This window comes from Bradyrhizobium xenonodulans, from assembly GCF_027594865.1.
GTDB lineage: Bacteria > Pseudomonadota > Alphaproteobacteria > Rhizobiales > Xanthobacteraceae > Bradyrhizobium > Bradyrhizobium xenonodulans.
The window spans coordinates 7,884,036-7,910,207 of the sequence record NZ_CP089391.1 but is presented as its reverse complement, the minus strand read 5'-3'; the positions used below and the strand labels follow the sequence as shown (position 1 = coordinate 7,910,207).

The 26,172-nt window shown below is 64.8% G+C and carries 26 protein-coding genes and 1 pseudogene; 15 read left to right on the top strand and 12 right to left on the bottom strand.

Annotated elements, in window-relative coordinates; translation table 11 throughout:
• Positions 1-843 (top strand): amidohydrolase family protein, encoded by an 843-nt coding sequence (locus tag I3J27_RS37385; RefSeq protein ID WP_270163807.1) that lies wholly within the window; start codon positions 1-3, stop codon positions 841-843.
• A gap of 193 nt (positions 844-1,036) precedes the next feature.
• On the opposite strand, the gene I3J27_RS37380 is transcribed toward I3J27_RS37385, so the two are convergent.
• The 4 genes from I3J27_RS37380 to I3J27_RS37365 form a co-directional block, all read right to left on the bottom strand.
• Positions 1,037-1,402, bottom strand: coding sequence for a nuclear transport factor 2 family protein (locus tag I3J27_RS37380; RefSeq protein WP_270163806.1), 366 nt, complete (start codon positions 1,400-1,402; stop codon positions 1,037-1,039).
• A gap of 156 nt (positions 1,403-1,558) precedes the next feature.
• Positions 1,559-1,909, bottom strand: coding sequence for a RidA family protein (locus I3J27_RS37375; RefSeq protein WP_270163805.1), 351 nt, complete (start codon positions 1,907-1,909; stop codon positions 1,559-1,561).
• Positions 1,910-2,005: 96 nt separating this feature from the next.
• A complete protein-coding gene (locus I3J27_RS37370; protein ID WP_270163804.1) occupies positions 2,006-2,923 on the bottom strand; it encodes an extracellular catalytic domain type 1 short-chain-length polyhydroxyalkanoate depolymerase in 918 nt (305 codons plus the stop codon).
• 3 nt (positions 2,924-2,926) lie between these two features.
• Positions 2,927-4,585, bottom strand: a complete 1,659-nt coding sequence (locus tag I3J27_RS37365) for an FAD-binding dehydrogenase (RefSeq protein ID WP_270163803.1) — start codon at positions 4,583-4,585, stop codon at positions 2,927-2,929.
• A 266-nt stretch (positions 4,586-4,851) separates the two neighbouring features.
• Between I3J27_RS37365 and I3J27_RS37360 the strand changes: the two genes are divergently transcribed.
• From I3J27_RS37360 to I3J27_RS37335, 6 genes and pseudogenes are all read left to right on the top strand, one after another.
• Positions 4,852-5,373: a hypothetical protein gene (locus I3J27_RS37360; RefSeq protein ID WP_270163802.1), complete on the top strand. Its 522-nt coding sequence runs from the start codon at positions 4,852-4,854 to the stop codon at positions 5,371-5,373.
• 109 nt (positions 5,374-5,482) lie between these two features.
• Positions 5,483-5,677 carry a hypothetical protein gene (locus I3J27_RS37355; RefSeq protein WP_270163801.1) on the top strand — a complete coding sequence of 65 codons (195 nt, stop codon included), beginning with the start codon at positions 5,483-5,485 and terminating at the stop codon, positions 5,675-5,677.
• Between the two features lie 24 nt (positions 5,678-5,701).
• A complete protein-coding gene (locus I3J27_RS37350) occupies positions 5,702-6,292 on the top strand; it encodes an SCO family protein (RefSeq protein ID WP_270163800.1) in 591 nt (196 codons plus the stop codon).
• 116 nt (positions 6,293-6,408) lie between these two features.
• Positions 6,409-7,344 carry an ABC transporter substrate-binding protein gene (locus tag I3J27_RS37345; RefSeq protein ID WP_270163799.1) on the top strand — a complete coding sequence of 312 codons (936 nt, stop codon included), beginning with the start codon at positions 6,409-6,411 and terminating at the stop codon, positions 7,342-7,344.
• 184 nt (positions 7,345-7,528) lie between these two features.
• Positions 7,529-9,163: pseudogene (locus tag I3J27_RS37340) on the top strand (lysine--tRNA ligase); the annotation flags it as partial.
• The gene (locus tag I3J27_RS37335; protein WP_270172982.1) at positions 9,140-9,886 is read left to right on the top strand and encodes an AbiV family abortive infection protein; all 747 of its coding nucleotides are present in this window, start codon (positions 9,140-9,142) and stop codon (positions 9,884-9,886) included. The pseudogene I3J27_RS37340 and the gene I3J27_RS37335, both read left to right, overlap by 24 nt.
• Before the next feature lie 121 nt (positions 9,887-10,007).
• Here the strand turns inward: I3J27_RS37335 and I3J27_RS37330 are convergent, their stop codons facing one another.
• Positions 10,008-10,760 carry a carbonic anhydrase gene (locus I3J27_RS37330; RefSeq protein ID WP_270163798.1) on the bottom strand — a complete coding sequence of 251 codons (753 nt, stop codon included), beginning with the start codon at positions 10,758-10,760 and terminating at the stop codon, positions 10,008-10,010.
• Between the two features lie 103 nt (positions 10,761-10,863).
• Entirely contained in the window at positions 10,864-11,475 is a 612-nt protein-coding gene (locus I3J27_RS37325; RefSeq protein ID WP_270163797.1) for a TetR/AcrR family transcriptional regulator, read from the bottom strand.
• A gap of 95 nt (positions 11,476-11,570) precedes the next feature.
• Here I3J27_RS37325 and I3J27_RS37320 point away from each other — a divergent pair, with 95 nt between their 5' ends.
• Genes I3J27_RS37320 through I3J27_RS37310 form a run of 3 tightly spaced genes read left to right on the top strand, consistent with a single transcriptional unit; the run spans position 11,571 to position 13,278 of the window.
• Positions 11,571-12,077, top strand: a complete 507-nt coding sequence (locus I3J27_RS37320) for an ester cyclase (protein WP_270163796.1) — start codon at positions 11,571-11,573, stop codon at positions 12,075-12,077.
• Positions 12,074-12,565, top strand: a complete 492-nt coding sequence (locus I3J27_RS37315) for a DUF3237 domain-containing protein (protein WP_270163795.1) — start codon at positions 12,074-12,076, stop codon at positions 12,563-12,565. Before I3J27_RS37320 ends, I3J27_RS37315 begins: the two co-directional genes overlap by 4 nt.
• Positions 12,566-12,573: 8 nt before the next feature.
• Positions 12,574-13,278 (top strand): aquaporin, encoded by a 705-nt coding sequence (locus tag I3J27_RS37310; RefSeq protein ID WP_270163794.1) that lies wholly within the window; start codon positions 12,574-12,576, stop codon positions 13,276-13,278.
• Positions 13,279-13,290: 12 nt separating this feature from the next.
• Here I3J27_RS37310 and I3J27_RS37305 read toward each other — a convergent pair whose 3' ends face one another.
• Positions 13,291-13,944 (bottom strand): S24 family peptidase, encoded by a 654-nt coding sequence (locus I3J27_RS37305; protein ID WP_270163793.1) that lies wholly within the window; start codon positions 13,942-13,944, stop codon positions 13,291-13,293.
• Between the two features lie 305 nt (positions 13,945-14,249).
• On the opposite strand from I3J27_RS37305, the gene I3J27_RS37300 reads away from it, so the two are divergent.
• Together I3J27_RS37300 and I3J27_RS37295 are read left to right on the top strand one after the other, a co-directional pair.
• Positions 14,250-14,594: a DUF952 domain-containing protein gene (locus tag I3J27_RS37300; protein ID WP_270163792.1), complete on the top strand. Its 345-nt coding sequence runs from the start codon at positions 14,250-14,252 to the stop codon at positions 14,592-14,594.
• The gene (locus I3J27_RS37295; protein ID WP_270163791.1) at positions 14,591-15,688 is read left to right on the top strand and encodes a quinone-dependent dihydroorotate dehydrogenase; all 1,098 of its coding nucleotides are present in this window, start codon (positions 14,591-14,593) and stop codon (positions 15,686-15,688) included. Before I3J27_RS37300 ends, I3J27_RS37295 begins: the two co-directional genes overlap by 4 nt.
• Positions 15,689-15,739: 51 nt before the next feature.
• Here I3J27_RS37295 and I3J27_RS37290 read toward each other — a convergent pair whose 3' ends face one another.
• From I3J27_RS37290 to I3J27_RS37270, 5 genes are all read right to left on the bottom strand, one after another.
• Complete coding sequence (locus I3J27_RS37290) at positions 15,740-17,065, bottom strand: MATE family efflux transporter (RefSeq protein ID WP_270163790.1); 1,326 nt, start codon at positions 17,063-17,065, stop codon at positions 15,740-15,742.
• A 1-nt stretch (position 17,066) separates the two neighbouring features.
• A complete protein-coding gene (locus tag I3J27_RS37285) occupies positions 17,067-17,801 on the bottom strand; it encodes an MBL fold metallo-hydrolase (RefSeq protein ID WP_270163789.1) in 735 nt (244 codons plus the stop codon).
• A gap of 18 nt (positions 17,802-17,819) precedes the next feature.
• Positions 17,820-18,122: a DUF6460 domain-containing protein gene (locus I3J27_RS37280; protein WP_270163788.1), complete on the bottom strand. Its 303-nt coding sequence runs from the start codon at positions 18,120-18,122 to the stop codon at positions 17,820-17,822.
• Between the two features lie 260 nt (positions 18,123-18,382).
• Positions 18,383-20,044 carry a cisplatin damage response ATP-dependent DNA ligase gene (locus I3J27_RS37275; protein WP_270163787.1) on the bottom strand — a complete coding sequence of 554 codons (1,662 nt, stop codon included), beginning with the start codon at positions 20,042-20,044 and terminating at the stop codon, positions 18,383-18,385.
• Positions 20,041-21,078: a ligase-associated DNA damage response exonuclease gene (locus tag I3J27_RS37270; protein WP_270163786.1), complete on the bottom strand. Its 1,038-nt coding sequence runs from the start codon at positions 21,076-21,078 to the stop codon at positions 20,041-20,043. Before I3J27_RS37270 ends, I3J27_RS37275 begins: the two co-directional genes overlap by 4 nt.
• A 64-nt stretch (positions 21,079-21,142) precedes the next feature.
• Here I3J27_RS37270 and I3J27_RS37265 point away from each other — a divergent pair, with 64 nt between their 5' ends.
• The 3 genes from I3J27_RS37265 (at position 21,143) to I3J27_RS37255 (ending at position 26,162) form a co-directional block, all read left to right on the top strand.
• Positions 21,143-22,069, top strand: a complete 927-nt coding sequence (locus tag I3J27_RS37265) for a class I SAM-dependent DNA methyltransferase (protein WP_270163785.1) — start codon at positions 21,143-21,145, stop codon at positions 22,067-22,069.
• 116 nt (positions 22,070-22,185) lie between these two features.
• Positions 22,186-23,415: an ABC transporter substrate-binding protein gene (locus I3J27_RS37260; protein WP_270163784.1), complete on the top strand. Its 1,230-nt coding sequence runs from the start codon at positions 22,186-22,188 to the stop codon at positions 23,413-23,415.
• Between the two features lie 158 nt (positions 23,416-23,573).
• Positions 23,574-26,162 (top strand): ligase-associated DNA damage response DEXH box helicase, encoded by a 2,589-nt coding sequence (locus I3J27_RS37255; protein ID WP_270163783.1) that lies wholly within the window; start codon positions 23,574-23,576, stop codon positions 26,160-26,162.
• Positions 26,163-26,172: the final 10 nt, after the last annotated feature.

The following is a 26,172-nucleotide window of genomic DNA, read 5'->3' as shown; positions in this document are numbered from 1 at the left end:
ATGATTATCGACGCCCACCAGCATTTCTGGGACCCCGCGCGCGCCGACTATCCCTGGATGAACGCGCCCGAGCTGGCTCCGATCCGCCGATCCTTCGGGCCCGCCGACCTCGCGCCGCTCCTGAAAGAAAACGGCATCGACGCGAGCATCGTGGTGCAGTGCCGCTCCGCGCTTGATGAGACCGAGGAATTCTTGCGGATCGCGCATGCGACGCCCTCAGTCATCGGCGTCGTCGGCTGGGTCGATCTGACGGACGGTGCGCTTGGCGACACGCTCGACCGGCTGCGTGCCGTGCCCGGCGGCAACAAGTTGGTCGGCATCCGCCATCAGGTCCACGACGAGGCCGATCCCGATTGGCTGCTCCGCGAGGACGTCCAGCGCGGCCTCACCGCGGTGTTTGCGCACGATCTCGCCTACGATTTCCTCGTCCGCAGCCGCGAGTTGCCCGCCGCGATCACAACCGCGCAGGCCTTCCCGCAAGCGCGCTTCGTGCTTGACCACGCCGCCAAGCCGCCGATTGCCGGAGGCGGCAGCACCGAGTGGTCCGACCGCATCGCCGCGCTCGGAGCCTGCGGCAATGTCTGGTGCAAAATCTCGGGGCTCGCGACGGAGGCGGTGTGGAATGATTGGGACGCGGAGCGGCTGCTTCCGTTCGTTCAGCATGCCGCGAGATGCTTTGGTGAAGACCGCCTAATCTACGGCTCCGACTGGCCGGTGTGTCTGCTTGCGGGGAGCTATGGCGAGATCAAGGATGCGCTGGAGGCGTGTCTGGCGAAGATCGGGCCGCAGGTGCGCGACAAAGCGTTTGGGGTGAATGCGAGGGTGGCGTACCGGTTGGCTTGATTGCTGTCGATGCGCGCTTCTTGCTTCCTTCTCCCCTTGCGGGAGAAGGTGGCGCGAAGCGCCGGATGAGGGGTTCTCTCCGCGAACCCAACTCGCAAGACTCGCGCGGAGAGATACCCCTCACCCCAGCGAGCCTGTGTCTGCAAGCGGTGATGCCCTCTCCCGCAAGGGGAGAGGGCGCAGTAATGGCGCTTCACGCGCCCGCTGGCACCTGGTCCAGGAAGCCCGTGATGCTCCTGATCCGCCCGTCCTTCAGCACAGCGAAATCTGTGCCCTTGATCGGGCTGTCGACGCCCTCCGGTCCCAGTCCCCACGAAAAGCGGACATGGTCGCCGTAGCCATTGGGCTCGCCGATCAGCTTGAACTTGAAATCGGGAAAGCGCTGCTGCACACCGGCGATTAGCGCGTCGATGCCGTCCTGGCCGTCGCCCTTCATCAGGGGATCGACATAGCTTGCATCCGCGGTCCAGGTCTCGCTGAGCAGTTCGCGCCGGCGGCTGGTCGTGCGCTCGTTCCAGAGATCGATATAGCAGAGGGCGATGGCGGTGTGGTCGGTCATGTTGCTCTCCTTCGATGGCGCCGTGTTCGGCTGCCCCGACTATCGAAGGTTCGTGCGCGCCGATCGATTACCTCGGAGGTCATCGTGACGCGCAAAAGAAGAAGCGCGATGATGGTCTCATCGCGCTTCTTTGGCAGGTCGATTATTTCGCGAAGATTACTTCGCTGCGGTGACCATGATCTCGACGGTGTACTGAGCAGCCGCCAGCTTGGCTTCGACGGTGGCGCGGGCCGGGGTATTGCCGGGCGAGACCCAGGCATCCCACACCGCGTTCATCTCGCTGAAGGTCTTCATGTCGGTGATGTAGATCGTGGCGGACAGCAGTTTCGACTTGTCGGTGCCGGCCTTGGCGAGATGGCCGTCGATGGTCTTCAGGATGTCCTGGGTCTGCTTCGTCACGCTTTCGCCGGCCGCGTTGTTGGCGACGACGCCGGCGAGATAGACGGTGTTGCCGTGCACGACGGCCTGGCTCATGCGCGGACCGGTTTCGAAACGCTGAATGCTCATTGGGGGATCTCCTGCTGGAATGGCGGCCCTGTCTAGCCCAGCGCCCCGCGCTCTGCCACCCCCGCTACGCATGCGTGCCCGGCATGCATGCGCATCTTACGGAAACTGACTAAAGAACGACCAGATCGTCTCGGCGCCGTCGATGTCGCTGTTTTGCGTCCCGAGCAGGCTGGTCGCGACCTTCGGAAAGCGGGCATCGGGAGAAAATCCAGGCATGCGGTGACCGCCATTCTTGATGCGATAGAGCACGACGTCATGCCCTCTGGGACAGCGTGAGGAGATCCGTGTGACCGTGGATTGGTCCGTGAGCCCCCTGTCGGGCAGATCAGCCACTTCGGCGTCATCGGTCTCGCAGCCATTGAGCTTGCGCCAGAAGGCCAGCGTCTCCTCGGTTGACCAGAACCCGTCCGCGGCAAAATAGCTCGATCCGCGGCCGCCTTCGTAAGGTACCAATGGGTCGGCCGTGCCGTTCATGAGCAGCACCGGCAGCGGCCGTGACGGATGGCACGTGACCGCGGCTTCATCAGTGAGATTCATGATCACGCTCGCACCCGCCGCGAACAGATCTGCGCGGGCGCAAATCAGCGTCATCGCCATCGCGCCGCCATTGGAGATGCCGGCGACATAAACGCGCTTCGGATCGGCCGTGCCGTTGGCCACCAGCTTCTCGACGAGCTTTGCGATGAAGGCGACATCGTCCGTGCCCGGCGGTGGGCCACGCAGCGCGGGTCCCGCCTTCGTTCTGGCATCGGCCCAGGCATGGTTGAGGCCATCCGGAAACACCACGGCAAAACCTTCGCGCTTGGCGACCTGGGGCCACGCCGTCCGCGCGGCCATGTCGGCGCCGCGCTGGGTCTTGCCGTGCAGCACGACCACGAGCGGCACCAGCCGCTTCGCCGGCAGCTGCGCGGTGTAGGAGCGTTTTGCGCCATCGACGTCGATCGTATCGGCGAATGCGACCGAAGTTGTGGCCAGTGCCGCAAGAAACGCCCCGATCTGTATCCACCGCCGCATGACCTATCCCACTGCCTTCGCCGCCGCGCGGCCGGCATTGCGTCCCGAGAACAGGCAGCCGCCGAGAAAGGTTCCTTCCAGCGAGCGATAGCCGTGCACGCCGCCGCCGCCGAAGCCCGCGGCTTCGCCGACTGCGTAGAGCCCGGGGATGACGCTGCCCTCTTCGCCGAACACGCGCGAGTCGAGATCGGTCTCGAATCCACCCAGCGTCTTGCGGGTGAGGATGTTGAGCTTGACCGCAATCAGCGGCCCCTGCGCGGGATCGAGGATGCGGTGCGGCGAGGCGGTGCGGATCAGCTTGTCGCCGATATAGCGCCGCGCATTGTGGATGTTCATCACCTGCGCATCCTTGACGTAGGGGTTGGCGATCTCGCGATCGCGCGCCTCGATCTGCATCCTGATGTGCTCGAGCCTCAGAAGATCGCTGCCGGCGAGCTTGTTCATGGCCGCGACGAGATCCTCGATCTTGTCCCTCACGATGAAGTCGACACCGTGGCTTTTGAACGCTTCCACCGGTGCCGGCGCGCCCTTGTTGGTGGCGCGTTTGATCGTCATGCGCCAGCTTTTGCCGGTCAGGTCGGGGTTCTGCTCCGAGCCTGACAGAGCAAATTCCTTCTTGATGATGCTCTGGGTCAGGATGAACCAGGAATAATCATAACCGGTGGACATGATGTATTTGAGCTGGCCGAGCGTGTCGGAGCCGGGAAACAGCGGCGCCGGCAATCGCGTGCCCGTGGCGTCGAACCACATCGAGGACGGACCCGGCAGAATGCGGATGCCGTGGCGCGGCCAGATCGGCGACCAGTTCTGGATGCCCTCGACGTAGTGCCACATGCGGTCGCGGTTGATCAGCCGCGCGCCTGATTTCTCGGTGATGCCGATCATGCGGCCATCGACGTGCTCGGGCACGCCGGAGATCATGAATTTCGGCGGCTCGCCGAGTCGCTTCGGCCAGTTCTGTCGCACCAGCTCGTGATTGCCGCCGATGCCGCCGGACGCCACGATCACGGCCTGCGCCTTCAGCGCGAACTCGCCGACCACGGTTCGCGAGGAGCTCTTGCCGCGCTCGATAGCGTCGGGCGCGAGCACGGCGCCGCTGACGCCATCCACCGTTCCGTTGGTGATGGACAGCGCATCGACGCGGTGACGAAATTTGAAGCTCAGCCGGCCGCTCTTCATCGCCTCGCGTGCGCGGCGCTCGAACGGCTCGACGATGCCGGGGCCGGTACCCCAAGTGACGTGGAAGCGCGGCACCGAATTGCCGTGGCCCATCGCGTCATAGCCGCCGCGCTCGGCCCAGCCGACCACGGGGAAGATGCGATGGCCCATCGCGCGCAGCCAGTCGCGCTTCTCGCCGGCTGCGAACGCCACATAGGCCTCGGCCCATTGGCGCGGCCAGAAATCCTCGTCGCGGTCGAAGCCGGCGGTGCCGAGCCAGTCCTGCATCGCGAGATCGAAGGAGTCCTTGATGCCGAGCCGGCGCTGCTCCGGCGAATCAACCAGGAACAATCCGCCGAACGACCAGAACGCCTGGCCGCCGAGCGACTGCTCGCCCTCCTGATCGACCACGACCACGCGCTTGCCCGCATCCGCGATCTCGGTTGCGGCAACGAGTCCCGATAGTCCGGCGCCGACGACGATGACGTCCGTCTCTTCAGTCATGTGTTTCCCCCTCCATCGGTTCCGCCCCTGTAGTTGCCCGGATTGAAGCCAGCGGTTGTAACTGAGATCAAGGGTGTGGCGCGCAAGACATCATTAACTTGTTCCACTTTGGGATAGAGACTGGCCGAGTGCAGCGCGGACGCAACACTGGATTTGAATTTGTTTTGAGCGAGCCGGCCTGCCTAGACAAAACCTTGGTTACGACAGACGCTAGCTGTGCATCACCACCTGACACGCAGATTCGAATTCGACCGGGGCGGGGGACAATGAAGGTTCTGACGGGGTTGCTTGCGGCGGTTCTCCTGATCGCTTGCATGGGGGCTTCTCACGCGGTGGTTCGGATCGCAGACGACCGCGGCGGCCGGATTGGAACCTACGTCGACAAATACCAGGATCTGCGCCAGTCAGGCGAAACCGTCATCATCGACGGCCTCTGTGCCTCGGCCTGCACCATCGTCCTCGGCGCCATCCCGCATGACCGCATCTGCGTGACCTCGAGCGCAACGCTCGGCTTCCACGCCGCCTGGGATTTCGGCACCAACGGCCGTGCCATCACCAACGCCGAAGCAACCCAGATGCTCTATGCGATGTACCCCTCGCAGGTGAGGCGCTGGATCAACCAGCGCGGCGGCCTCACCCCGCATATGCTGTTCCTGAAGGGCAGGCAGCTGCAGGCCATGTACAAGCCCTGCTACCTGGACGCGCAGGCCTCGACGATCAAGCCGTCGCGCCGGCCTCTCCCGCAAGCGGACCAGCTCGAATCCGCCCGGGGCCAGCTCCTGCACTGATAGTCCCGGCCTGACGGGATGGTTTGGCCCGCCAGCGGCGCCTTGCCCGCAGGCGGGCCAAAGCTTATCTGACAGCGTGGGAACCGGGGCCTTCGCCCCGATCATTGCCATGGCTCAACCAGTGCATCCGGCCCATCAGCTACAGGACAATTCGCCCACTGCCGCCCGGACGCCGTCCGTGCTGCTGTTGGCCGGCGCAGGTGCCGGCGGGCTGCTCGTGCTCGGCGCGCTCGCGCTCTGGTTCCACTACGGCAGCCAGGTGTTCTTCGAAATGATCAGGACCGGCTTTGCCGCCTGCTTCTGATCCGCGACAGGAAGTTTTCCGCCCATGAGCTCCGCCGCCCGTCCGCTGGTGATCGCAACCGCCTTCGCCGCAAGCCTCGTCCTCGGGCTCTTGATCATGTTCTGGGCCATGGGCGGGGTCAGCAAGGTGGCGCAGCCGGCCGCGATCGGCGGTCCGTTCCAGCTCACCGACCAGACCGGCAAGGCCGTCACCGACAAGGACCTGAAGGGCAAGCCGACCCTGATTTTCTTCGGCTACACCCATTGCCCCGATGTCTGCCCGACCTCACTGTTCGAGATCTCGGAAGTGTTGCGCGCGATGGGCAAGGACGCCGACAAGGTCAATGCCGTCTTCATCTCGGTCGACCCCGAGCGCGACACCCCGGCGACGATGAAGGATTATCTGTCGAGCTTCGATCCGCATCTCGAAGGCCTCAGCGGCGATCCCGCCGAGACCGCCAAGGTGATCACCTCCTACCGGGTCTACGCCAAGAAGGTCCCGACCAAGGACGGCGACTACACCATGGACCACACCGCGTTGATCTACCTGATGGACCGCGACGGCCGCTTCGTCTCGCCGTTCAATTTGAAGCGGACCCCGGAAGAGGCCGCGGCGGACCTGAAGCGGTATCTCTGATCTAGCCGGCACGGCGGCCGAGAGACCCACACCCAGGCCATAATCGGCGCTCGCGTTCCCGGCGGGATGGTCTATAAGGCCCTCCGATCTCAACGAAATTCGTTCATTTCCGGCCGATGGCTCCATCGCAACAGGCGAAATCGTCCAAATCTGCCCGTGGCTTGCTGACAGGGCTGGCCGTCGGCATTTGCCTGCTCGCGGGCCTGCCCGGCGCGCAGGCCCAAGCCCCAGCCAAGCAGCCCCCGCTGGCCCCCCAGGCGACGCCGCAGGTCGCACCCCAGGCGGCTCCCCAGGCCGTGCCCGGCTTCTGGGACCCGCGGCGGCGGCCGGAGCGGCCGGACCTGTCGCGCCTGACCGTGATCCGCTTCCTGACCGAGACCGACTACCCGCCGTTCAACTACACCGGCGCCGACGGCAATCCGGCCGGCTTCAACGTCGATCTCGCTCGCAGCCTGTGCGAGGAGATCAAGGTCACCTGCACGGTGCAGATGCGCCGCTTCGAGACGCTGGTCGACGCGCTCTCCTCCAACCGGGGCGATGCCATCATCGCCTCGATGGCGGTGAGCCCGCAGCTCCGCGCCCGCGTCGATTTCACCGATCCTTATTACCGCGTGCCGGCGCGCTTCGCCTCGCGCAAGGACGCGGTGATGCCGGAGATCCGGCCCGAATATCTCGAGGGCAAGAAGGTCGGCGTCATCGCGGGCTCCGCGCATGAGGCGTATCTGAAGGCGATGTTCACCGACGCCGAGCTGCATGGCTATCCCAATGACGATGCGCTCCGCACCGCCTTGCGCAAGGGCGAGGTCGATTTCATCTTCGGCGACGCCATCTCGCTCGCGTTCTGGATCAACGGCACCGATTCCGGCGATTGCTGTGCCTTCTCCGGCGGCCCCTTCGTCGAAAGCCGCTTCTTCGGCGAAGGCATCGGCATCGCCGTGCGCAAGGGCAACGACGTGCTGCGCCAGGCCCTGAACTGGGCCCTGTTCCGCGTCTGGGAGAAGGGGCGCTACACCGATCTGTGGCTGCGGTATTTCTCGGTGAGCCCGTTCTAGCTTCGCTGCTCGCGGCGAGCGAGCTGGCGTAGGGTGGGCAAAGGCGCGTGAGCGCCGTGCCCACCGTCCTTAAACGTGGTGGGCACGCTTCGCTTTGCCCACCCCACGATTCCGCGATAGTTGCTCGCAACTTTTGCATTCTGCCCGGAAATCGCTATTTTCCGCGGCCCGGAGGCCCTTCTTGATGTCCGTTATCGATCCCAGCATGAACCCGAGCGATCTTCGTGCGCTCGCCGAACAATCCAATGCCTGGCCGTTCGAGCAGGCAAAGGCCATTGTCGCGCGGCTGAAGAAGAGCCCGAAGGACGAGGTGCTGTTCGAGACAGGCTACGGTCCGTCCGGCCTGCCGCATATCGGCACGTTCGGCGAGGTCGCCCGCACCTCGATGGTGCGCCATGCCTTTCGCGTGCTGACCGAGGACAAGATCAAGACGCGCCTGCTCGCGTTCTCCGACGACATGGACGGGTTTCGCAAGGTGCCCGACAACGTCCCCAACAAGGAGATGCTGGCCGCGCATCTCGGCAAGCCGCTGACGCGGGTGCCGGATCCGTTCTCCAACGAGTACCCCTCGTTCGGGCACCACAACAACGCGCGGCTGCGCGCGTTTCTGGATCATTTCGGCTTCGACTACGAGTTCGCCAGCTCGACCGATTACTATACGTCCGGCCGCTTCGACGCGACGCTGCTCAAGATGCTCGCCGCCTACGACAAGGTCATGGCGATCATCCTGCCGACGCTCGGTCCTGATCGCCGCGCCACCTATTCGCCGTTCCTGCCGATCAGCAAGACCACCGGTGTCGTGCTGCAGGTGCCGATGATCCGCCGCGACGTCGCGGCCGGCACGGTGACCTATGTCGATCCAGACACAAATCAGGAAGTTGAAACCCCTGTCACCGGCGGAAATGTAAAATGCCAGTGGAAGGCCGACTGGGCGATGCGCTGGGTCGCGCTCGGCGTCGACTACGAGATGGCCGGCAAGGACCTGATCGATTCCGTGAAGCTGTCAGGTGCGATTGCGCGGGCGCTCGGCGCCACGCCGCCGGAAGGTTTCAATTACGAGCTCTTCCTCGACGAGAAGGGCCAGAAGATCTCGAAGTCGAAGGGCAATGGCCTGACCATCGACGAATGGCTGCGCTACGCCTCGCCGGAATCGCTGTCGCTGTTCATGTATCGCGAGCCGAAGGCCGCGAAGCGGCTGTACTTCGACGTCATCCCGCGCAACGTCGACGACTATCAGCAGTTCATCGACGGCTTTGCGAAGCAGGACGCCAAGCAGCAGCTCGGCAATCCGGTCTGGCATGTCCATAATGGCAACCCGCCGAAGGGCGACATGCCTGTCACGTTCCAGCTTCTGCTGACGCTGGTGTCGTCGTCGAACGCGGAGAATGCCGAGACGCTGTGGGGTTTCATTGGCCGCTATCGGCCCGGCGTGTCACCGCAGACCCATCCGAAGCTCGATGCGATGGTGGGCTACGCGATCAACTATTATCGCGACTTCGTGGCGCCGACGAAGACGTTCCGCGAACCGACCGAGACCGATCGCACGGCGCTGCAGGACCTGCGCGATGCGCTGTCGCAGCTTCCGCAGGACGCTTCCGCCGAGGACATCCAGAATGTCGTCTACGAGATCGGCCGCCGCGAGCCGTTCCTCGACCAGGTCAAGAAGGGCAAGGACGGCCGTCCCGGCGTCACGCTCGACTGGTTCAACATGCTCTATCAGGTGCTGCTCGGCCAGGAGAAGGGCCCGCGCTTCGGCTCCTTCGTCGCGGTGTATGGCGTGCAGAACGCAATTGCAATGATTGACGAAAGATTGTCGCAGAAGGATGCGGAAGCGACAATTGAGACGAACATTCGTCGCTTGTTTGATTCCGCAGAGTTGCTTGCGGCAAAATCATTCTATGGCCCAGCAATCCATCTCATGATGGCGGCTCGCGAGGAATCGGTGAAATGGATGCTAGTGCATTGTTGGGAGTTTTTAGAGCGAGAGTCGCGTTCGAAAATCTTCCGCCACGACTTCAAGCACGAGAAGGCGGGCATCTTCCATTTCCTTAGCGGAAAGTTGCAGGCTTTGGATTTCGCGGTAGGTGCGCTTGAGCTCTTGCGAGAAAGAGAAAACGATCCCGAAGTTCGCGAAGCGACCTCTGTGGTGATTGAGCATCTGCCCACTGTGCTTAGCGATGATCCCAAGGATCTTGCTGAAGTAATCACGAAGTCGCTTTACTCAATGTCGGATAATTCAGGTGAATTACGTCTGAAGCAACAGTTGAAAGATTCTATTGATGCTTCGGAGAAGCTCAGGTTGAATTCTATATATGTCGACTTTGATCAAGAGCTTGGCGTCAAAAACGACCCGGGTAAACTGCAAGTGGATGAATACAAGAAAATTCGAAGCGACGTACTTTTAGCCAAGTTCCATATCGACAAGCTGGCGGGGAGAAATCCGGACAAAAGTGAGTTGTATTCTGCCTTTCCCGATTGGAAACATGATCTCGAAAAGAGCTTGGCAGATTTAGCGAAGCGCTTGGCAAAAGAGAGGACTTAAAGAGCCAGCAAGTACTTTGCGCGGCCTTTCGCTTCGGGCTACATAATTCTCGTAGGGGCGCTATCATCTCCCACGGTCGTCCTGGCTTTCGCCGCAACGGCCACGGTGAGTACTACCCCCCTCAAATCGAGCGCAGCACGAAGCGCCGGTTGTCCTTCTGCACCGGGCGCGCGTTCATCGGATAGAGCTTTGCGAACGCGGCAACATCGGTCGCTGACACCTGGATCGGGTCGGTCAGCAGTAGCCATTCCACCACCTCCGAGCAGGGCGGCGTGGTCAGCGAGCCGGGATAGCGGAAGTAGCTGAGCTTGTGCGGCAGCAGGGCGTGAGGATCGATGGTCGCGTCGGCCTTCACTGCAGGGCCCTCCGCGGCCGGCATGGTCTTGACGATCTTGCCGAAGGCCGCGTTAGGCCTGCCTTCCGCCATCAGCACGCCGACCACGGCGAGCCCGCCGGCATCGTTGCGATGGACGAAATGGGCTTCCATCGGAAAATTCTTGCCGCCGATCATGTGCTCGCTCGGCCGGTGGAAGTGGACCTGAAGCAGCTTGTACTTCACGTCGCCGAGCGTGAGCGTGCTGCCCTCGGTGAAGTTGAGCTGGATCGTATGCCCGTTGTTGACGATGGTGTCGGCGCTCTTGCCCCAGTTCAGCTTCAGCGCGGGCAATTGCGACTTGATCGTCGCCTCGACGTCGATCGGGGATTGTTGCAGGCCGACCGCGCAGGCCTTGTTGGCCGCATCGAGGTCGCCCCATTTGGCCGGACCGCCGGCGCCCTCATAGCTCCAATGCGCGCCTTCGGCGGCGAAAGCCGGCTTGCAGAGCGGACACAGCGCGAGACCCGCCAGGGCCTTCAATGCGTGACGGCGATTCATCGTATTCCCCCAAGACGAATTTGATCGGCAATATCGGCCGCAACCTATGCGAGAGGGGCGGTGAGTCGCAACGGCGATCGAGGGCGACGCGCGCCAGGCAGCTTCACACCTTCCGGCGAAAGGTCTCCAGCACGGCCGCGACGATCTTCTGTCCGTTCCTGCGCAGCTTCCCGGGATCGTCTGTGTATGGCAACAACAGCCCGATCTTGCAGATCATGGCGTCGATCATCCGGCTGAGCAGATCGACGTCGTCCGCGTCGAGCTCGCCGTCGCGCTTCAGTGCACGCAGTGTCGCGATCAGGAGCGCGGTCGGATAGGTCTCCTCGATTTCGCGATAACGCGGTTCGCCGAGCACGGCCTGCGCTTCCTGGATCACGATGCGTGCATAGTCCGGCTCTTCGCAGGCATCGAGATAGGCTTCGATGCCGGCGCTGAGACGATCCCAAACCTTGCGCTCATTCCGGGCCGCAGCCTCGATCCTGGCCGCCGCGTCGCGCTGCATGGCGACCACCACGGCGTCGAACAGCGCCTTCTTGTCCTCGAAGTGGTGGTAGAACGCGCCGCGCGTGACCCGCGCCGCCCGCGAGATCGCCTCCATGCCGGCGGCCTGAAATCCGTTCGCCGCAAACGCCTGGCGGCCGGCATCGAGCAGCGCCTGCCGTGTGGCCTCGCTGTACTCTTCCCGACGACTTTTCGGAGGTTCCTTCGCCCGCATCGCGCGCAACCTAATGCTTGACGCGCCGGTATCAAACCGCATATGACATACATAATGTATGTATTAAACATAAAGAATGTAAAGGAGGCGTGACCATGAACGGCGAGCGCATGTTCGAGCTGGCGGAGGAGCTGGCGATCGCGAAAAGCCGACAGGACGTCGCTGCGGCGCTGAAGGTCCTGCATCCGGACATGGTGCTGGAAACGCCGGCGTTCGGCACCAGAGCCCAGGGGCTCGCTGAAAACGAGCGCATCCTGACGCGCTTCTTCACGTCCTTTCCCGATTACAACGTCACCCTGGAAGGCCACGCCAATTCCAGCGACACGCTGGTCTGCTGGGGCACCGCCCGGATGACGATGACGGGCGATCGCTTCGGCGGCGTGCCGAACGGCCGTCGCGCCGAGCTGCCGGTGTTCATCACTTTCGCCTTTCGCGACGACAAGATCGCGCATGAGCGCTTCGTCTTCGACCTCTCGGAACTCTGCGCCCAGTCCGGCATCTCGACCGATGCGGCGAGGCGAAAGCTGTTCGGCGGTGCCTTGCAGGCAGCGTCATTCGCCGGCGCAACTCTGACCACGACATCAAGGAGCACCAGATCATGAGCGATCCCCGCGTCAAATCCGTCGGCGACCTCGTGGCCAGCCACCTGTTCGACATCGTCGTCGATCTCGATCCGCGGCTTAATTTCGGAGCGGGTCCGGTCGGGCAGCGCGTCTTGTTCGGCGCGGCCAAGGGCTCGTTCGAAGGGCCGCGCCTGCGCGGCGACGTGCTCAGGGGCGGTGGCGACTGGGCCTTGTTTCGCGCCGACGGCGCGATGACGCTGGATGTGCGGCTGTCGCTGCGCACGCATGACGGCGAGCTGATCTACATGACCTATGGCGGCCGCTGGGTGACGCCGCAGAATTTGCGCGCCGACATGGCCGATCCTGCGCGGCGCACTCTGATCGATCCTGCCGGATATTATTTCCGAACCAACCCGCTGTTCGAAACAGGCTCGCAAACCTATTCCTGGCTCAACGACATCGTCTGCGTCGGCAAGGGCTATCTCGTCGAAGGCGCCGTGGCCTACAAGATATTCGAAGTGCTGTGAGGCCGATCGTGGATGCGCTGAGCGCGGTGCGTGATATCGGCGGTCGCGACGGCCAGCCGTCGCTCGCGCGATCGCTGGTGGCGGAGGCGCTTGGCACCGCGTTTTTGCTCATTGCGATCGTCGGCTCCGGCATTCTCGGTGAACGGCTGGCAGCAGGCAATGCCGCCCTGGCGCTGCTCGCCAATGCGCTGGCGACCGGCGCCGCGCTCTATGCCCTGATCGTGTGGCTAGCGCCTTTGTCGGGCGCTCATTTCAATCCGCTTGTGACGCTGGTGCTGGCGCTGCGCGGTGATATCGCACCGCGCGCCGCCGGATTCTACGTGCCGACCCAGCTGGCCGGTGCCATTGCCGGCGTTGTCATCGCCGATGCGATGTTCGACATGCCGCTCTACACGCTGTCATCCCATTCCCGCAGCGGCCCATCGCAATGGTTGAGCGAGTTCCTGGTCACGTTCGGCCTGATCGGAATGGTGTGGACCTGCTCGCGTCTGCGGCCGACCGCGCTTGCGGGCGTGGTGGCGGCCTATATTGGCGGCGGCTTCTGGTTCACGGCGACCGATTTCGCCAACCCGGCCGTCGCGCTCGCGCGTGCGCTGACCGATACGTTCTCCGGAATTCGTCCGGTGGACGTGCCGGGCTTCCTCGCCGCGGAGATGCTGGGCGCCCTGACGGCCGTGTTGCTGTTTCGGTGGCTCGTGCCCGATACGCGCTGACGAAGACTGAGGTTACTGGCTCGCCCACACGATCCGCGCGATCCAGCCGACCTCGCTCGACGCCGTCGTGCGCTCGGCCGCCGACGCATCGAGCGACTGCAACTCCAGCGCTTTCGCGGTGCGGCGCTTCAACGTCGCAATCGTCACTTCACCCGCCTTGCTCTTCACCACCACGCGATCGCCTTTGCGGATCGGCGCGCCGGGCGAGACCAGGATGACGTCGCCCTCGCGATAGACCGGCGCAAGCGCATCGCTGGAGATCTCCAGCGCGAAACTGTGGCTGTCCTCGGCGGCTGGAAGCATGAATTCGGTCCAGCCCTTGCCGGACGGAAAGCCGGATTCGTCGAAAGCGCCGCTGGTGCCGGCCTGTGCGAGCCCGAGCAGCGGCACGGAGTGGCTGTCGCCGGAATCGTCGTCGACCAGTCTGGCAAAACTGTCCATCGAGGAGCCGGCCGCCGCCAGCGCTTTCGCGATCGATTCGGTCGAGGGCCAGCGCTCGCGGCCGTCGGCGGTGATGCGCTTGGACTTGTTGAAGGTGGTGGGATCGAGCCCGGCGCGCTTGGCAAGGCCCGACGGCGACAGGCCGGCGTGCGCCGCCAGCCGATCCAGCGCGGCCCAGATCTGGCCGTGAGTCAGCATCCTCTGCGCTTTGGCCTGTCTGACCATGGAAGGTCCAGCCCGTCGCAACTCAGGAAAACTATCCTCAAATCAACCGGTTTTCCGGTTTCCGCGCAAGGGGCAGGGCAGGACGCGCTTTCAAGACGCGCTTCCAAGCAAGGAGATCCCGGCTGGCGTGAAGAAAACCCGTCAAAACAAGAATTTGGAGCCCCGTTCCGATTTCATCAGACCGGAAATGGCTCTAAGCCTTGAGTTCGGAGGGGGTGGCCTTTACGGTCGCGCCCGGGTTTTGAGGACCCGCACGAGACAAAAAAACCCAAAAGACTCAACGAGCAAACAGGGCTGCGGTAGCGGTGGTCAAGATCTACAAAATCTGTCCGGCCTCGGCCTGGCGCGAGGCGGAACGGCAGGGTGTTTACCGGGGCAGCGCGGACGATTCGCGCGACGGTTTCATCCATTTCTCGACCGCGTCCCAGGTTCCCGAGACCTTGCGCAAGCATTATTCCGGGCAGCGCGCGCTGTTCCTGGTCGAGGTCGACGGCGATGCGCTCGGCAGCGAATTGCGCTGGGAGCGCTCGCGCAATGACGAGCTGTTTCCACACCTCTACGGCGAGCTCGATCTCGGCGCGGTGATCGCGGTGACGAATCTCAACATGCGCTCCGATGGCGGCCACGACGTTCCGGAGCTCCTGCCGTGATCCGGGCTTTCGACGCCTTCTCGCTGCCGGTGCTGCGCTGGCTCGATCCGGAGGACGCGCATCGCCTGGCCATCCAGGGCCTGCGCTTCCTGCCGCCGGTCAAGCCGCGCCCTGACGATCCCAAGCTCGCGGTGCGCGCCTTCGGGCTCAACTTTCCCAATCCGATCGGCATGGCCGCGGGCTTCGACAAGAGCGCCGAGGTGCCGGATGCGCTGCTGCGGCTCGGCTTCGGTTTCGTCGAGATCGGCTCGGTGACGCCGAAGCCGCAGAGCGGCAATCCGCGGCCGCGGCTGTTTCGGCTCGAGCGCGACGAGGCCGTCATCAACCGCATGGGCTTCAACAACGACGGCGCCGACGTCGCGCTGCGCCGGCTCGCCGCGCGCGCCCAGCACGGCGGCATCGTCGGCGTCAATGTCGGCGCCAACAAGGATTCACCGGATCGCGTCGGCGATTACGTCAAGCTGATCGAGACTTTTGCGCCGGTGGCGAGCTATTTCACCGTCAACGTCTCGTCGCCGAATACGCCGGGCCTGCGCAATCTGCAGGAAGGTGCGCTGCTCGACGATCTCCTCGCACGCGTGATCGACGCGCGCGAGCATGTCAGGCAGAAGGCCGGCGACACGCCGGTGCTGCTCAAGATCGCGCCGGACTTGAGCCTCGCCCAGCTCGACGACGTCGTGCAGGTCGCACGTTCGCGCCGGGTCGACGGCATGATCGTGTCGAACACGACCATCGCGCGGCCGAGCACGCTGCGCGAGGAGACGCGCGCCAAGGAGCAGGGCGGCCTGTCCGGCCGTCCGCTGTTCCGCCTGTCGACGCGCATGGTCGCGGAGACCTATGTGCGCGTCGAGGGCGCATTCCCGCTGATCGGTGTCGGCGGGGTGGACTCCGGCGGCGCCGCGCTGACGAAAATTCGTGCCGGTGCGAGCCTGATCCAGCTCTATTCGTCGCTGGTCTACAAGGGCCTCGGCCTCGTCGACGAGATCAAGCGCGACCTCACCTCGACGCTGCTCCGCACGGGGCGCGATTCGCTGTCCGAGATCGTCGGCGCGGATGCGGCGACGCTGACGGCGGAAGACTGGCCGGGGATGTAGGGTGATCTCGTGCCCCGGACGCAGCGCAGCAGCGCGTCCGGGACACGAGAGCTACAGCTTGGGAAACGTCGCCCGATACTGCGCCGTATAGCGCGCAGCCTGCAGGCCGCCGCGCGAGACGTAGGAGACGAGCAGCGCGCCCCACAGTCCGGCATTGCCGAACGATTGCAGCGCCCACCAGGCGGCGAGGAAGATCGCGAGCGATAACAGCATCAGATTGCGCATCTCCCGCGCCCAGGTCGCGCCGATATAGATGCCGTCGAAGCCGAAGGCGAACACGCCGGGAATGGGCGCAAGCACGACGAACGGCAGGAATTCGCGCGCGGCACGGCGGACGGCGTCGCTGGCCGTCATGACATCGATCAGGTTCGGCCCGAACAGCGCGAACAGCACGGCGACCATCAGCGCGAACCCGAGGCCCCAGAGCAATACCAGCCTCGTGGAATCAGCAAACCCTCTGGCATCGCGCGCACCAATGGCACGGCCGCAGAGCTGCTGGGCCGCGTTGGCAAGGCCATCGAGGAAGAACGCGCTGACCAGCAGGAAATTGTTCAGCACGGAATTCGCCGCCAGCGTCACGTCGCCGGCGCGCGCGCCCTTGGCGGTGAAGAACAGGAACGTGGCGATCAGCGCCGCGGTGCGGATCAGGATGTCGGAGTTCACCGACAGCATCCGCATCAGCTTGGCCCGGTCGAACAGGGCCGCGTGCGGCACGGCGAAGCCACCCTCGGCATATCGGCGGCAGACGAGTACGCCGAGCCCGAACCCGACTGCCTCCGACAGCAGCGCTGCGATCGCCGCGCCCGCGATGCCGGTGTCGTAGACCAGCACCAGCAGGATCGTCGCCGCCATGTTGACGAGGTTGATGATGATCTGGAGCAGCAGCGCGGGATTGGCGCGAGCCTTGCCGATCAGCCAGCCGAGGATGACGTAATTGGCGAGCGCGAGCGGCGACGACCAGATCCGGATCGTGAAATAGGTTTTGGCGGCGCGTGTCACGCCCTCGCTGCCGCCCATCAAATCGAACAACACGGCGGAGAGCGGCAGCTGCAGCGCGATCAGCGCGGCGCCGATCAGGCCCGCGACGATGAAGCCGCGCACCAGGATCACGGTCTGCTCGCGCGTCTCGCCGGCGCCGAGCGCCTGCGCGGTGAAGGCGAGCGTGCTCATGCGCAGGAAGCCGAACAGCCAGAACAGGCAGTCGAAGATGACGGACGCGATCGCGACGCCGCCGAGCAGGGCGGCATCGTCGAGCCGTCCGATCGCGGTGGTCGAGACCACGCCGATCAGCGGCGTGGTGAGGTTCGCGACCATCGCAGGACCGGCGATGGCGAAGACCTGGCGGGAGCCGACCTTGTGATGAACGGGCGCGTGCATATCAGAACACGAGCACCATGCCGTCTTCGGCGGCGAGATGTGCGATGTCGTCGAGGCGCGACAGCACGTCGTCGCTCATATGGGTGAGGACGAGGCGTTTTGCGCCGATCGCTGGCAGATGCTGTTCCAAGGTCTTCAGGCTGAGATGGTCCTTGATCACCTTCTCGTACATATAGGCTTCCGCAATGAAAAGGTCCGCGCCATGCGCCAGCGGAATGAGCGTCTCCGTCCATTCGGTGTCGGCGCTGTAGGCGAGCACGCGGCCCTCGGCCTCGACGCGGTAGGCGAGGAACGGCCCGCCGGATTCGCCGTGCACGACCGGGTAGGGCGTCACATTCACCGCGCCGAAGGACCGGCCTTGCTCCGGCGCGAGCTCGACGACATCAAGCTCGAAGCGTTGTTTCGTCTTCGAGGAATGCTCGAACAGCGCCTCCATCAGCTCACGCAGCCGCGTCTCGATGCCCTGCGGGCCCGCGATCGTCAGCGGCCGCGTCCGCCGCGCGAATTGCGCATCGAGCAGGACGAACGGCAGGCCGGAAAAATGGTCGCCGTGGAAATGCGTGATCAGGATCAGGTCGATCTCATTGCGGTCGATCTCGAGCCGCTTCAGCGCCGGCAGAGCCGACGCGCCGCAATCGATCAGGAAGTTGGCTTCGCGCCCCGAGACGTGGAAGCAGGTGTTGAGCCTGCCGCCCGAACCGAAGGCGTCGCCGCAGCCGACAAAGCGCAGTTGCATCGGCCGCTGGCTCCCATCTTACCTGCGCGGCGTGCCGAACACGCGCGAGAGCAGCCAGATCGGGATCACGATGACCGCGCCGAGCAGGAAGTAGCGCCACAGCCAGTTGACGGCATCGAAGCCGAGATCCCACAGCCGCTGGAACAAGAGGCGAATGCTATAAATGATATTCCAGGGATCGAAGCCGATCGCCGCCAGCACGACGCCGACAAGGATCGAGAGCAGCACCAGGCGAAACGCGACCGCCAGCGGCGAGCCGCCGAGAAAGCGGTTCAGCCCATCGCTGCGGCCGGCCGGCAAATCTCTGACGTCATGGGCCATCTCAAACTCCTCGCGGGGATTCGCCCCGATTATAGGGCACGGCGGGGCACATGGGGAACCCTGACCCGACCGTCAATCAGCTTACCGCATTTTAATTCGGACAGCACACGCCGCGGGCTCGCTGCGACCTCTCCCGCTGGCGGGAGAGGTCGCGCCGAAGGCGCGGGTGAGGGCTCTCGCCTCTTGGGGAGCCCCGATGCGGAGACACCCTCTCCCCAACCCTCTCCCGCAAGCGGGCGAGGGAGCGCACCTGCCGCGCCTCAAGCCTCAACCTCAGCTACGTCCGCTTTCAGCATCTTTTCCAGTGTTTCCAGCCGGTCGGCCTCGCGCGGCGGCTTGTCCCAGCGCAGGCGGCTGATGCGGGGAAAGCGCATCGCGACGCCGGATTTGTGCCGCGGCGAGCGCTGCAGGCCCTCGAAGGCGACCTCCAGCACCAGTCCCTTGTCGCCCTCGTGCACGACATGGCGCACGGGGCCGAATTTTTCCGTGGTGTTGCGGCGGACGAAACGGTCGATCTGCAGGAGCTCCTCGTCGGTGAAGCCGAAATAGGCTTTGCCGACCGGCACCAGCTCGTCGCCGGCATCGCCTTCGGTCCAGACGCCAAAGGTGTAGTCGGAGTAATAGGACGAGCGCTTGCCGTGGCCGCGCTGCGCATACATCAGCACGGCATCGATGATGTGCGGGTCGCGCTTCCACTTCCACCACTGGCCCTTCGGCCGTCCCGGCAGATAGGGCGCATCGCGCCGCTTCAGCATCACGCCTTCGACAGCGTCCGCATCCTCGCCTGCGCCGGCGCTTGCGGGGGCGGCGCGGGCGGCGGTGAGAGCCGCCCAACTCGCGAAGGGGACGGTGGGCGACAGATCGATGCGGTGATCGTCGAGCTTTTTGACGAACGTCTCCAGCCGCTCGCGCCGCTCGGCGAACGGCAGCTCGCGCAGATCGTTTTCGTCGTCGCCGAGCAGATCATAAGCGCGCAAATGGATCGGAAACTCCTTGATCAGCTTCGGCGAAACGACCTTGCGGTTCAGCCGCTGCTGCAACACGTTGAAGCTCTGCACGCGGCCTTCGCGGAGGATCAACAGCTCGCCGTCGATGGCGCCTGGGAGCCGCAGCGACGGTACGAGATCCGGAAAGCTTCTGGTGATGTCCTCGCCGGTGCGCGAATAGAGCCGCGCGGTGATATGGCCGCGTTCGTCGCGTCCGGCCACCGCCTGCACGCGGATGCCGTCCCATTTCCATTCGGCGATGTAGTCAGCGGGATCGAGCGCGGCGAAATCCGTGTCCTCGATCGCATGCGCCAACATCACCGGGCGGAACGGCGCGGGATCGCGATTGACCGGCTTTTCGCCGCGGCCTTCCAGCCAGGCGAACAGGTCGAGATAGGGGGCGCTAAGCCCCGGCCAGATCAGCTCGACCTCATGCGGGTCCTTGTCGCCGAGCGCGGCGGCCGCGGTCTTCGCCAGCCGTGCCGAGATGCCGATGCGCAGCGCACCGGTAACGAGCTTCAGCAGGGCCCAGCGGCCGGTCTCATCCAGCTCGTCGAGCCAGCGCTCGAGCTGTTTCGGCAACTCGGTCTTGCCGAGGGTGCGCAGCGTGGTGACGACTTCGGCGAGGGTGGGAGGCGGCGGGTTGTTGTGGGTGGCCATCGCCGCCCTAGGCCACATCAGCGCCACCGTCTCCGAGAGATCGCCGACGTAATCGTAGCTCAACCCGAACAGCACGGAGTCGGTGCGCGACGCGATCAAATCGCGGATCAGCGCGGGCTTGGCGTGCTTGAAGCTGAGCGCACCTGTCAGCGCAGCCAGCGCATAGCCGCGGTCGGGATCGCCGACCTCGCGGAAATAGCCGGTGATTAACCGCAGCTTGTTGTTGCGGCCGGGCTCGTAGGCGAGGCAGTCCAGCAGTTCGGCGAAGCGATTCATGCCTCGGCCTCGTCCTGAAGCGGCGTCTCGCTCTCCTCCTCGTCGCCATAGCCGACCAGATCGAGCGGCTGCGCCTTCAGGCCCTTGCTTTGGCACCAATGCACCAGCGCATCTTCCTGGCCGTGGGTGACCCAGATTTCGCCGGCGCCGGTCGCGGCGATCGTTGCGGTGAGGCCATCCCAATCGGCATGATCGGAGATCACCAGCGGCAATTCGATGCCGCGTTGGCGCGCGCGGGCACGCACGCGCATCCAGCCCGACGCGAAGGCGGTGACGGGATCGGGAAACCGCCGCGTCCAGAGATCGGACGTCGCCGACGGCGGCGCCAGCGTGATGGTGCCGGCGAGCGCCGCCTTCTTCATGCCCTTGACGGGTCTGAGCTCGCCAAGCGCGATGCCGCGGCTCTGGTAGTAATGCGTGATTGTCTCCATCGCGCCATGCAGATAGATCGGCGCGTCGTAGCCGGCCTGCCGCAGCAGCGCGATCACGCGCTGCGCCTTGCCGAGCGAATAGGCGCCGACCAGATGCGCGCGCTCGGGAAACAGCGCGACGGAGGCCAGCAGCTTCTTCACCTCGTCGGAGGCATCGCCGTGCCGGAACACTGGCAGCCCGAACGTCGCCTCGGTGATGAAGACGTCGCAGGGCACCAGCTCGAACGGCGTGCAGGTCGGATCGGGCGCATCCTTGTAGTCGCCGGAGGCGACGATGCAGGTGTCCTTGCACGTCACCGCGATCTGCGCCGAGCCCAGCACATGGCCGGCCGGGTGAAACTTCACTTTGACATCGCCGAGCCGGATCTCCTCGCCATAGCGGATGACTTGCGTCGATCCGGCAAAGTTCTCGCCGTAGCGCAGCCGCATCATGTCCAGCGTTTCCTGCGTCGCCAGCACCGCGCCATGGCCGGCGCGGGCATGGTCGGAATGGCCGTGGGTGATCACGGCCCGCTCGACCGGGCGGACAGGGTCGATATGGAAGCCACCGGGCTTGCAACACAGGCCGGCAGCAGCTGGCAACAGGATGTCTTGCGGACGCATGCCTGTTATATAGGTTGTGCCACCGCATCTTCGAGTCATCACCCGCTTCGCTCTCTGGTTCCCAATGCCCCTGCGCCTGTTTCTTACCTCCGGCGATCTCATGGCCGACCGCCGCTTCGAGTTTGCACGCGACCTCCAGCTCAAGGGCGATCTGCCCGCCGCGGCCGATCTGCTGGAGCAGGCGATCGAGCTTTCACCGAATTTCACCTCGGCCTGGTTCACGCTCGGCGAGATCCGTCAGCAGCTCGGCGAGCGCGACAAGGCGGTTGCGGCATTTCGCAAGGCGCGCGACTCCGACCCCGAGGACCAGCACGGCGCCGGCCTGCATCTGATGCGGCTCGGCGACGCGCAGCTCTCCGAAATGCCGAAGGCCTATGTGCAGGCCCTGTTCGATCAATACGCGCCGCGCTTCGAGCATGCGCTGATCCACGATCTCGGCTACCGCGCCCCGAGCCTGATCTTCAAGGCGGTGCTGGCCGCGCGCGTCGCTGCGAAGAAGCCGGCCTTCTTCAAGCGCACCATCGATCTCGGCTGCGGCACCGGGCTTGCGGCCGCCGCTTTTGCGAAACAGGTCGATCATTTCATCGGCATTGATCTGTCGCCCGGCATGATCAAGGAGGCGCGCGCCACCGATCTCTATGCCGAGCTCGAAGTCGCCGACATGATCGAAGGCCTGCGCGGCAAGGCTGATGGATGCGCGAACCTCGTCGTCGCCGCGGATGCGTTCGTCTATCTCTCCGATCTCACCCCGGTGCTCGTGGAAGCCAGGCGCGTGCTCGTATCCGGCGGCGTGCTCGCGTTCACACTGGAGACGCATGACGGCAGCGGCGTCGTGCTCGGCGGCGGCCTGCGCTATGCCCACTCGGCGGAATATGCGCGGGGCGCGATAGCGAAGGCGGGACTCAAGCTGTTGACACTGGAGCCGGCCTCGCCGCGCAACGAGAACAACGAGCCGGTGCGCGGCCTCGTCGTCGTCGCCGAGAAAACTTGAGTCTAGGCGCTACAACCCAGGTGATTTGAGCGTCATTGCGTCGCAAAGCGATGACTTCCCGCTTGCGAGCGAGGCTGCGATGTCAGCACAATGCGCGCACCAGGGAGAAACAAATAATGACGAAGAATCCATCGCGGCGCGATTTCAGCGCCGGCGCGCTCGCCACCATCGCCGCATCCACCTTGCCCGCACCGTATGTCTGGGCCGCGGAGAAGAAATACGATGCCGGCGCCAGCGATACCGAGATCAAGATCGGGCAGACCGTGCCGCATTCCGGCCCCGGCTCGCTCTACGGCGTGCTCGGCCGCATCGGCGAAGCCTATTTCCAGATGCTGAACGAGAAGGGCGGCATCAACGGGCGGAAGGTCAAGTTCCTGAGCATGGACGACGCCTACAGTGCGCCGAAATGCGTCGAGGCGACGCGGCGCCTGGTCGAGCAGGAAGAAGTGCTTGCGCTGTACGGCTCGCTCGGCACCGCGCCGCAGACCTCCGTGCACAAATACCTGAACTCCAAGGGCGTGCCGCAACTGCTGCTCAATACCGGCGCGTCGAAATGGAACAACCCGAAAGAGTTCAAATGGACGATGGCGGGCCTGCCGCTCTATCCGACCGAGGCGCGTATCCTGGCGCGGCACGTCGTCAGCGTGAAGCCGAATGCCAAAATTGGAATCCTCTACCAGAACGACGATTTCGGCCGCGACTTCCTGAGTCCCTTCAAGAAGGTGCTGGCCGATGCCGGCGGCACCGCCCAGGTGATCATGGAGCAGACCTACGATCTCACCGATCCGACGGTCGATTCCCAGCTCATCAATCTCTCGAAATCGGGCGCGGACGTGTTCTACAACATTTCCACCGGCAAGGCGTCGTCGCAATCGATCCGCAAAGTCGCCGAGCTCGGCTGGAAGCCGCTGCAACTGCTGTCGGCGGGCTCGACCGGCCGCTCGATCCTCAATGCCGCTGGCCTGGAGAACGCCACCGGCATCGTCGCCATCCGCTACAACAAGGAGGTCGGCCTGCCTAAGTGGGAGAAAGACCCTGATGTGATGGCGTTCGAGGAGCTGCGCAAGAAGTACATGCCGGCGATCGACCCCGACAACACCATCGCTTTCGCCGGTTACGGTCAGGCGGCCACCATGGGCGAAATCCTGCGCCGCTGCGGCGACGAGCTCACCCGCGCCAATGTGCTGAAGCAGGCCTCCACGCTCGCAGGCTTCCACTCGCCCTATTTCCTCGACGGCGTTACCTACAGCTACACGCCCGAGGACTACACCCCGATGAAGACGCTGTTCATCTCCACCTTCACCGGCAAGGACTGGGACATCTCCGACAAGCCAATGTCGGAGTAGGGGGCCGCAACCGAGATGCCGTAGGGTGGGCAAAGGCGCAAAGCGCCGTGCCCACCATTTTCCCTGACGACGACTGCGGTGGGCACGCTTCGCTTTGCCCACCCTACCGGACCTCCCACCCCTCGACGAACCCACCCCCACGGCTTACCTGTGATGCCGTGCCGCCCCGCATCCTCAAATCCCCGGCCGAGACGCCAGTATTGCTGCCCGACCGCTTCCAGGCGTGGTTCGCGAGCCGCGGCTGGTCGCCGCGCGAGCACCAGCTCGCGTTGCTGGAAAAGGCACGCGAAGACGCCAGCGCGCTGCTGATCGCGCCCACCGGCGCCGGCAAGACACTGGCGGGGTTTCTGCCGACGCTGGTGGAGCTGTCGACTCGAGGAGCTGAACGGGACGCCGGCGCGAAGCAAAGTCTCGTCTCCACCGGTCGCAGCGTGCAGCGCAGTGCCGGTCTCCACACCCTCTACATCTCGCCGCTCAAGGCGCTCGCCGTCGATATCGCGCGCAACCTGGAGCGGCCGATTGCCGAGATGGGGCTGCCAATCAAGGTCGAGACCCGCACCGGCGACACCCCGGTGTCGCGGCGGCAGCGCCAGCGGCGCTATCCGCCGGATGTCCTGCTGACGACGCCCGAGCAGCTCGCGTTGCTGCTCTCCTCCGATGACGCGCCGTTCCTGTTCTCCTCCTTGAAGCGCATCGTGCTCGATGAGCTGCATGCGCTGGTGACGTCCAAGCGCGGCGATCTCTTGTCGCTTGGCCTCGCGCGGCTGTGGCGGCTGGCGCCGCAGATGCGCGCGATCGGCCTGTCCGCGACGGTGGCCGAGCCGGAATCGCTGGCGCGCTTTCTGGTGCCGCAACCCAGGGACAAAGCCGAATCGGCCGACATCGTCATCGCCGGCGGCGCCGCGCCGCCGCTGGTCGAGATGCTCGACACACGCGAGCGGCTGCCCTGGGCCGGTCACAGCGCGCGCCATGCGCTTCCTGAGATCTACGAGCTGATCAAGGCGAACAAGACCACACTGGTCTTCGTCAACACCCGCAGCCAGGCCGAGATGCTGTTCCAGAACCTCTGGAGCATGAACGATGACGGGCTCGCCATCGCGCTGCATCACGGCTCGCTCGACGTCGCGCAACGCCGCAAGGTCGAGGACGCGATGTCGGCGGGACGCTTACGCGGCGTGGTCTGCACCTCCTCGCTCGACCTCGGCGTCGACTGGGGCGACGTCGATCTCGTCGTCAATATCGGCGCGCCCAAGGGTTCTTCGCGTCTGATGCAGCGCATCGGCCGCGCCAACCACCGCCTCGATGAAGCCTCGCGCGCGGTGCTGGTGCCGGCGAACCGTTTCGAGGTGCTGGAGTGCCGCGTCGCGATCGACGCCATCGCCGAGAATGCGCAGGACACGCCGCCGCTGCGGACCGGCGCGCTCGACGTGCTGGCCCAGCACGTGCTCAGCTGCGCCTGCGGCGAGCCGTTTCTCTCTGACGAGCTCTACGGCGAAGTCCGCACCGCCGCGCCCTATGCCGATCTGACGCGCCAGGATTTCGACGACGTCGTCGATTTCGTCGCCTCCGGCGGCTACGCACTGAAGACCTATGAGCGCTTCGCCCGCATCAAGCAGGACAAGGAAGGGCGCTGGCGCGTCGCCAATCCAAAGGTGCGGCAGAGCTACCGCATGAATGTCGGCACCATCGTCGAGGACGACATGCTGAAGGTGCGGCTGGTGCGCTCGCGCGGCGGCGGCCAAGGAAAAGCCGGCGGCTCGACCGGCGTGATCGCGCGCGGCGGCAGGCTGCTCGGCGAGATCGAGGAAGCCTTCATCGAGGGCTTGAGCCCCGGCGATACCTTCGTGTTCAGCGGCGAGGTGGTGCGCTACGAGACCCTGGTCGAGGACCAGGTTTATGTCTCGCGCGCGCATGACAAGGACCCGAAAGTGCCGTCCTATATGGGCGGCAAATTTCCGCTCTCCACCTATCTCGCCGAGCGCGTGCGCCGTCTGCTCGACGACGGCCGCGCGTGGGGCGGCTTGCCGGAACAGGTGCGCGACTGGCTGTCGCAGCAAAAGGACGTCTCGCGCGTGCCCGCGGTGCGCGAGCTGCTGGTGGAAAGTTTCCCGCGCGCCGACAAGCATTACATCGTCTGCTATCCCTTTGAGGGTCGCCTCGCACATCAGACGCTCGGCATGCTGCTGACGCGCCGCCTCGAGCGCGCCCGTGCGCGGCCGCTCGGCTTCGTCGCCAACGAATATGCGATCGCAGTCTGGGCGCTCGGCGACTTGTCCTTCATGATCCGCGACGGCCGGATCGACCTCGACGCGCTGTTCGACCCTGATATGCTCGGCGACGACCTCGAGGCCTGGCTCGCCGAGTCGGCGTTGATGAAACGCACGTTCCGTAATTGCGCGATCATCTCCGGCCTGATCGCGCGCAGGCATACCGGCGAAGAGAAGAGCCGCCGCCAGGTGCTGTTCTCGACCGATCTCGTCTACGACGTCCTGCGCAAGCATCAGGCCGATCATGTCCTGCTGCGCGCCGCACGCGCGGATGCTGCCACGGGCCTGCTCGATCTGCGCCGCCTCAGCGACATGCTGATGCGCATCCAGGGCCGCATCACGCACCGGGAACTCGACCGCGTTTCCCCGCTCGCCGTCCCCGTGATGCTGGAAATCGGCCGCGAGTCAGTTTATGGCGAAGCTGCAGACGAGCTCCTGGCCGAAGCCGCCGATGAGCTGGTCAAAGAGGCGATGGGATAGAAGCAGGTTT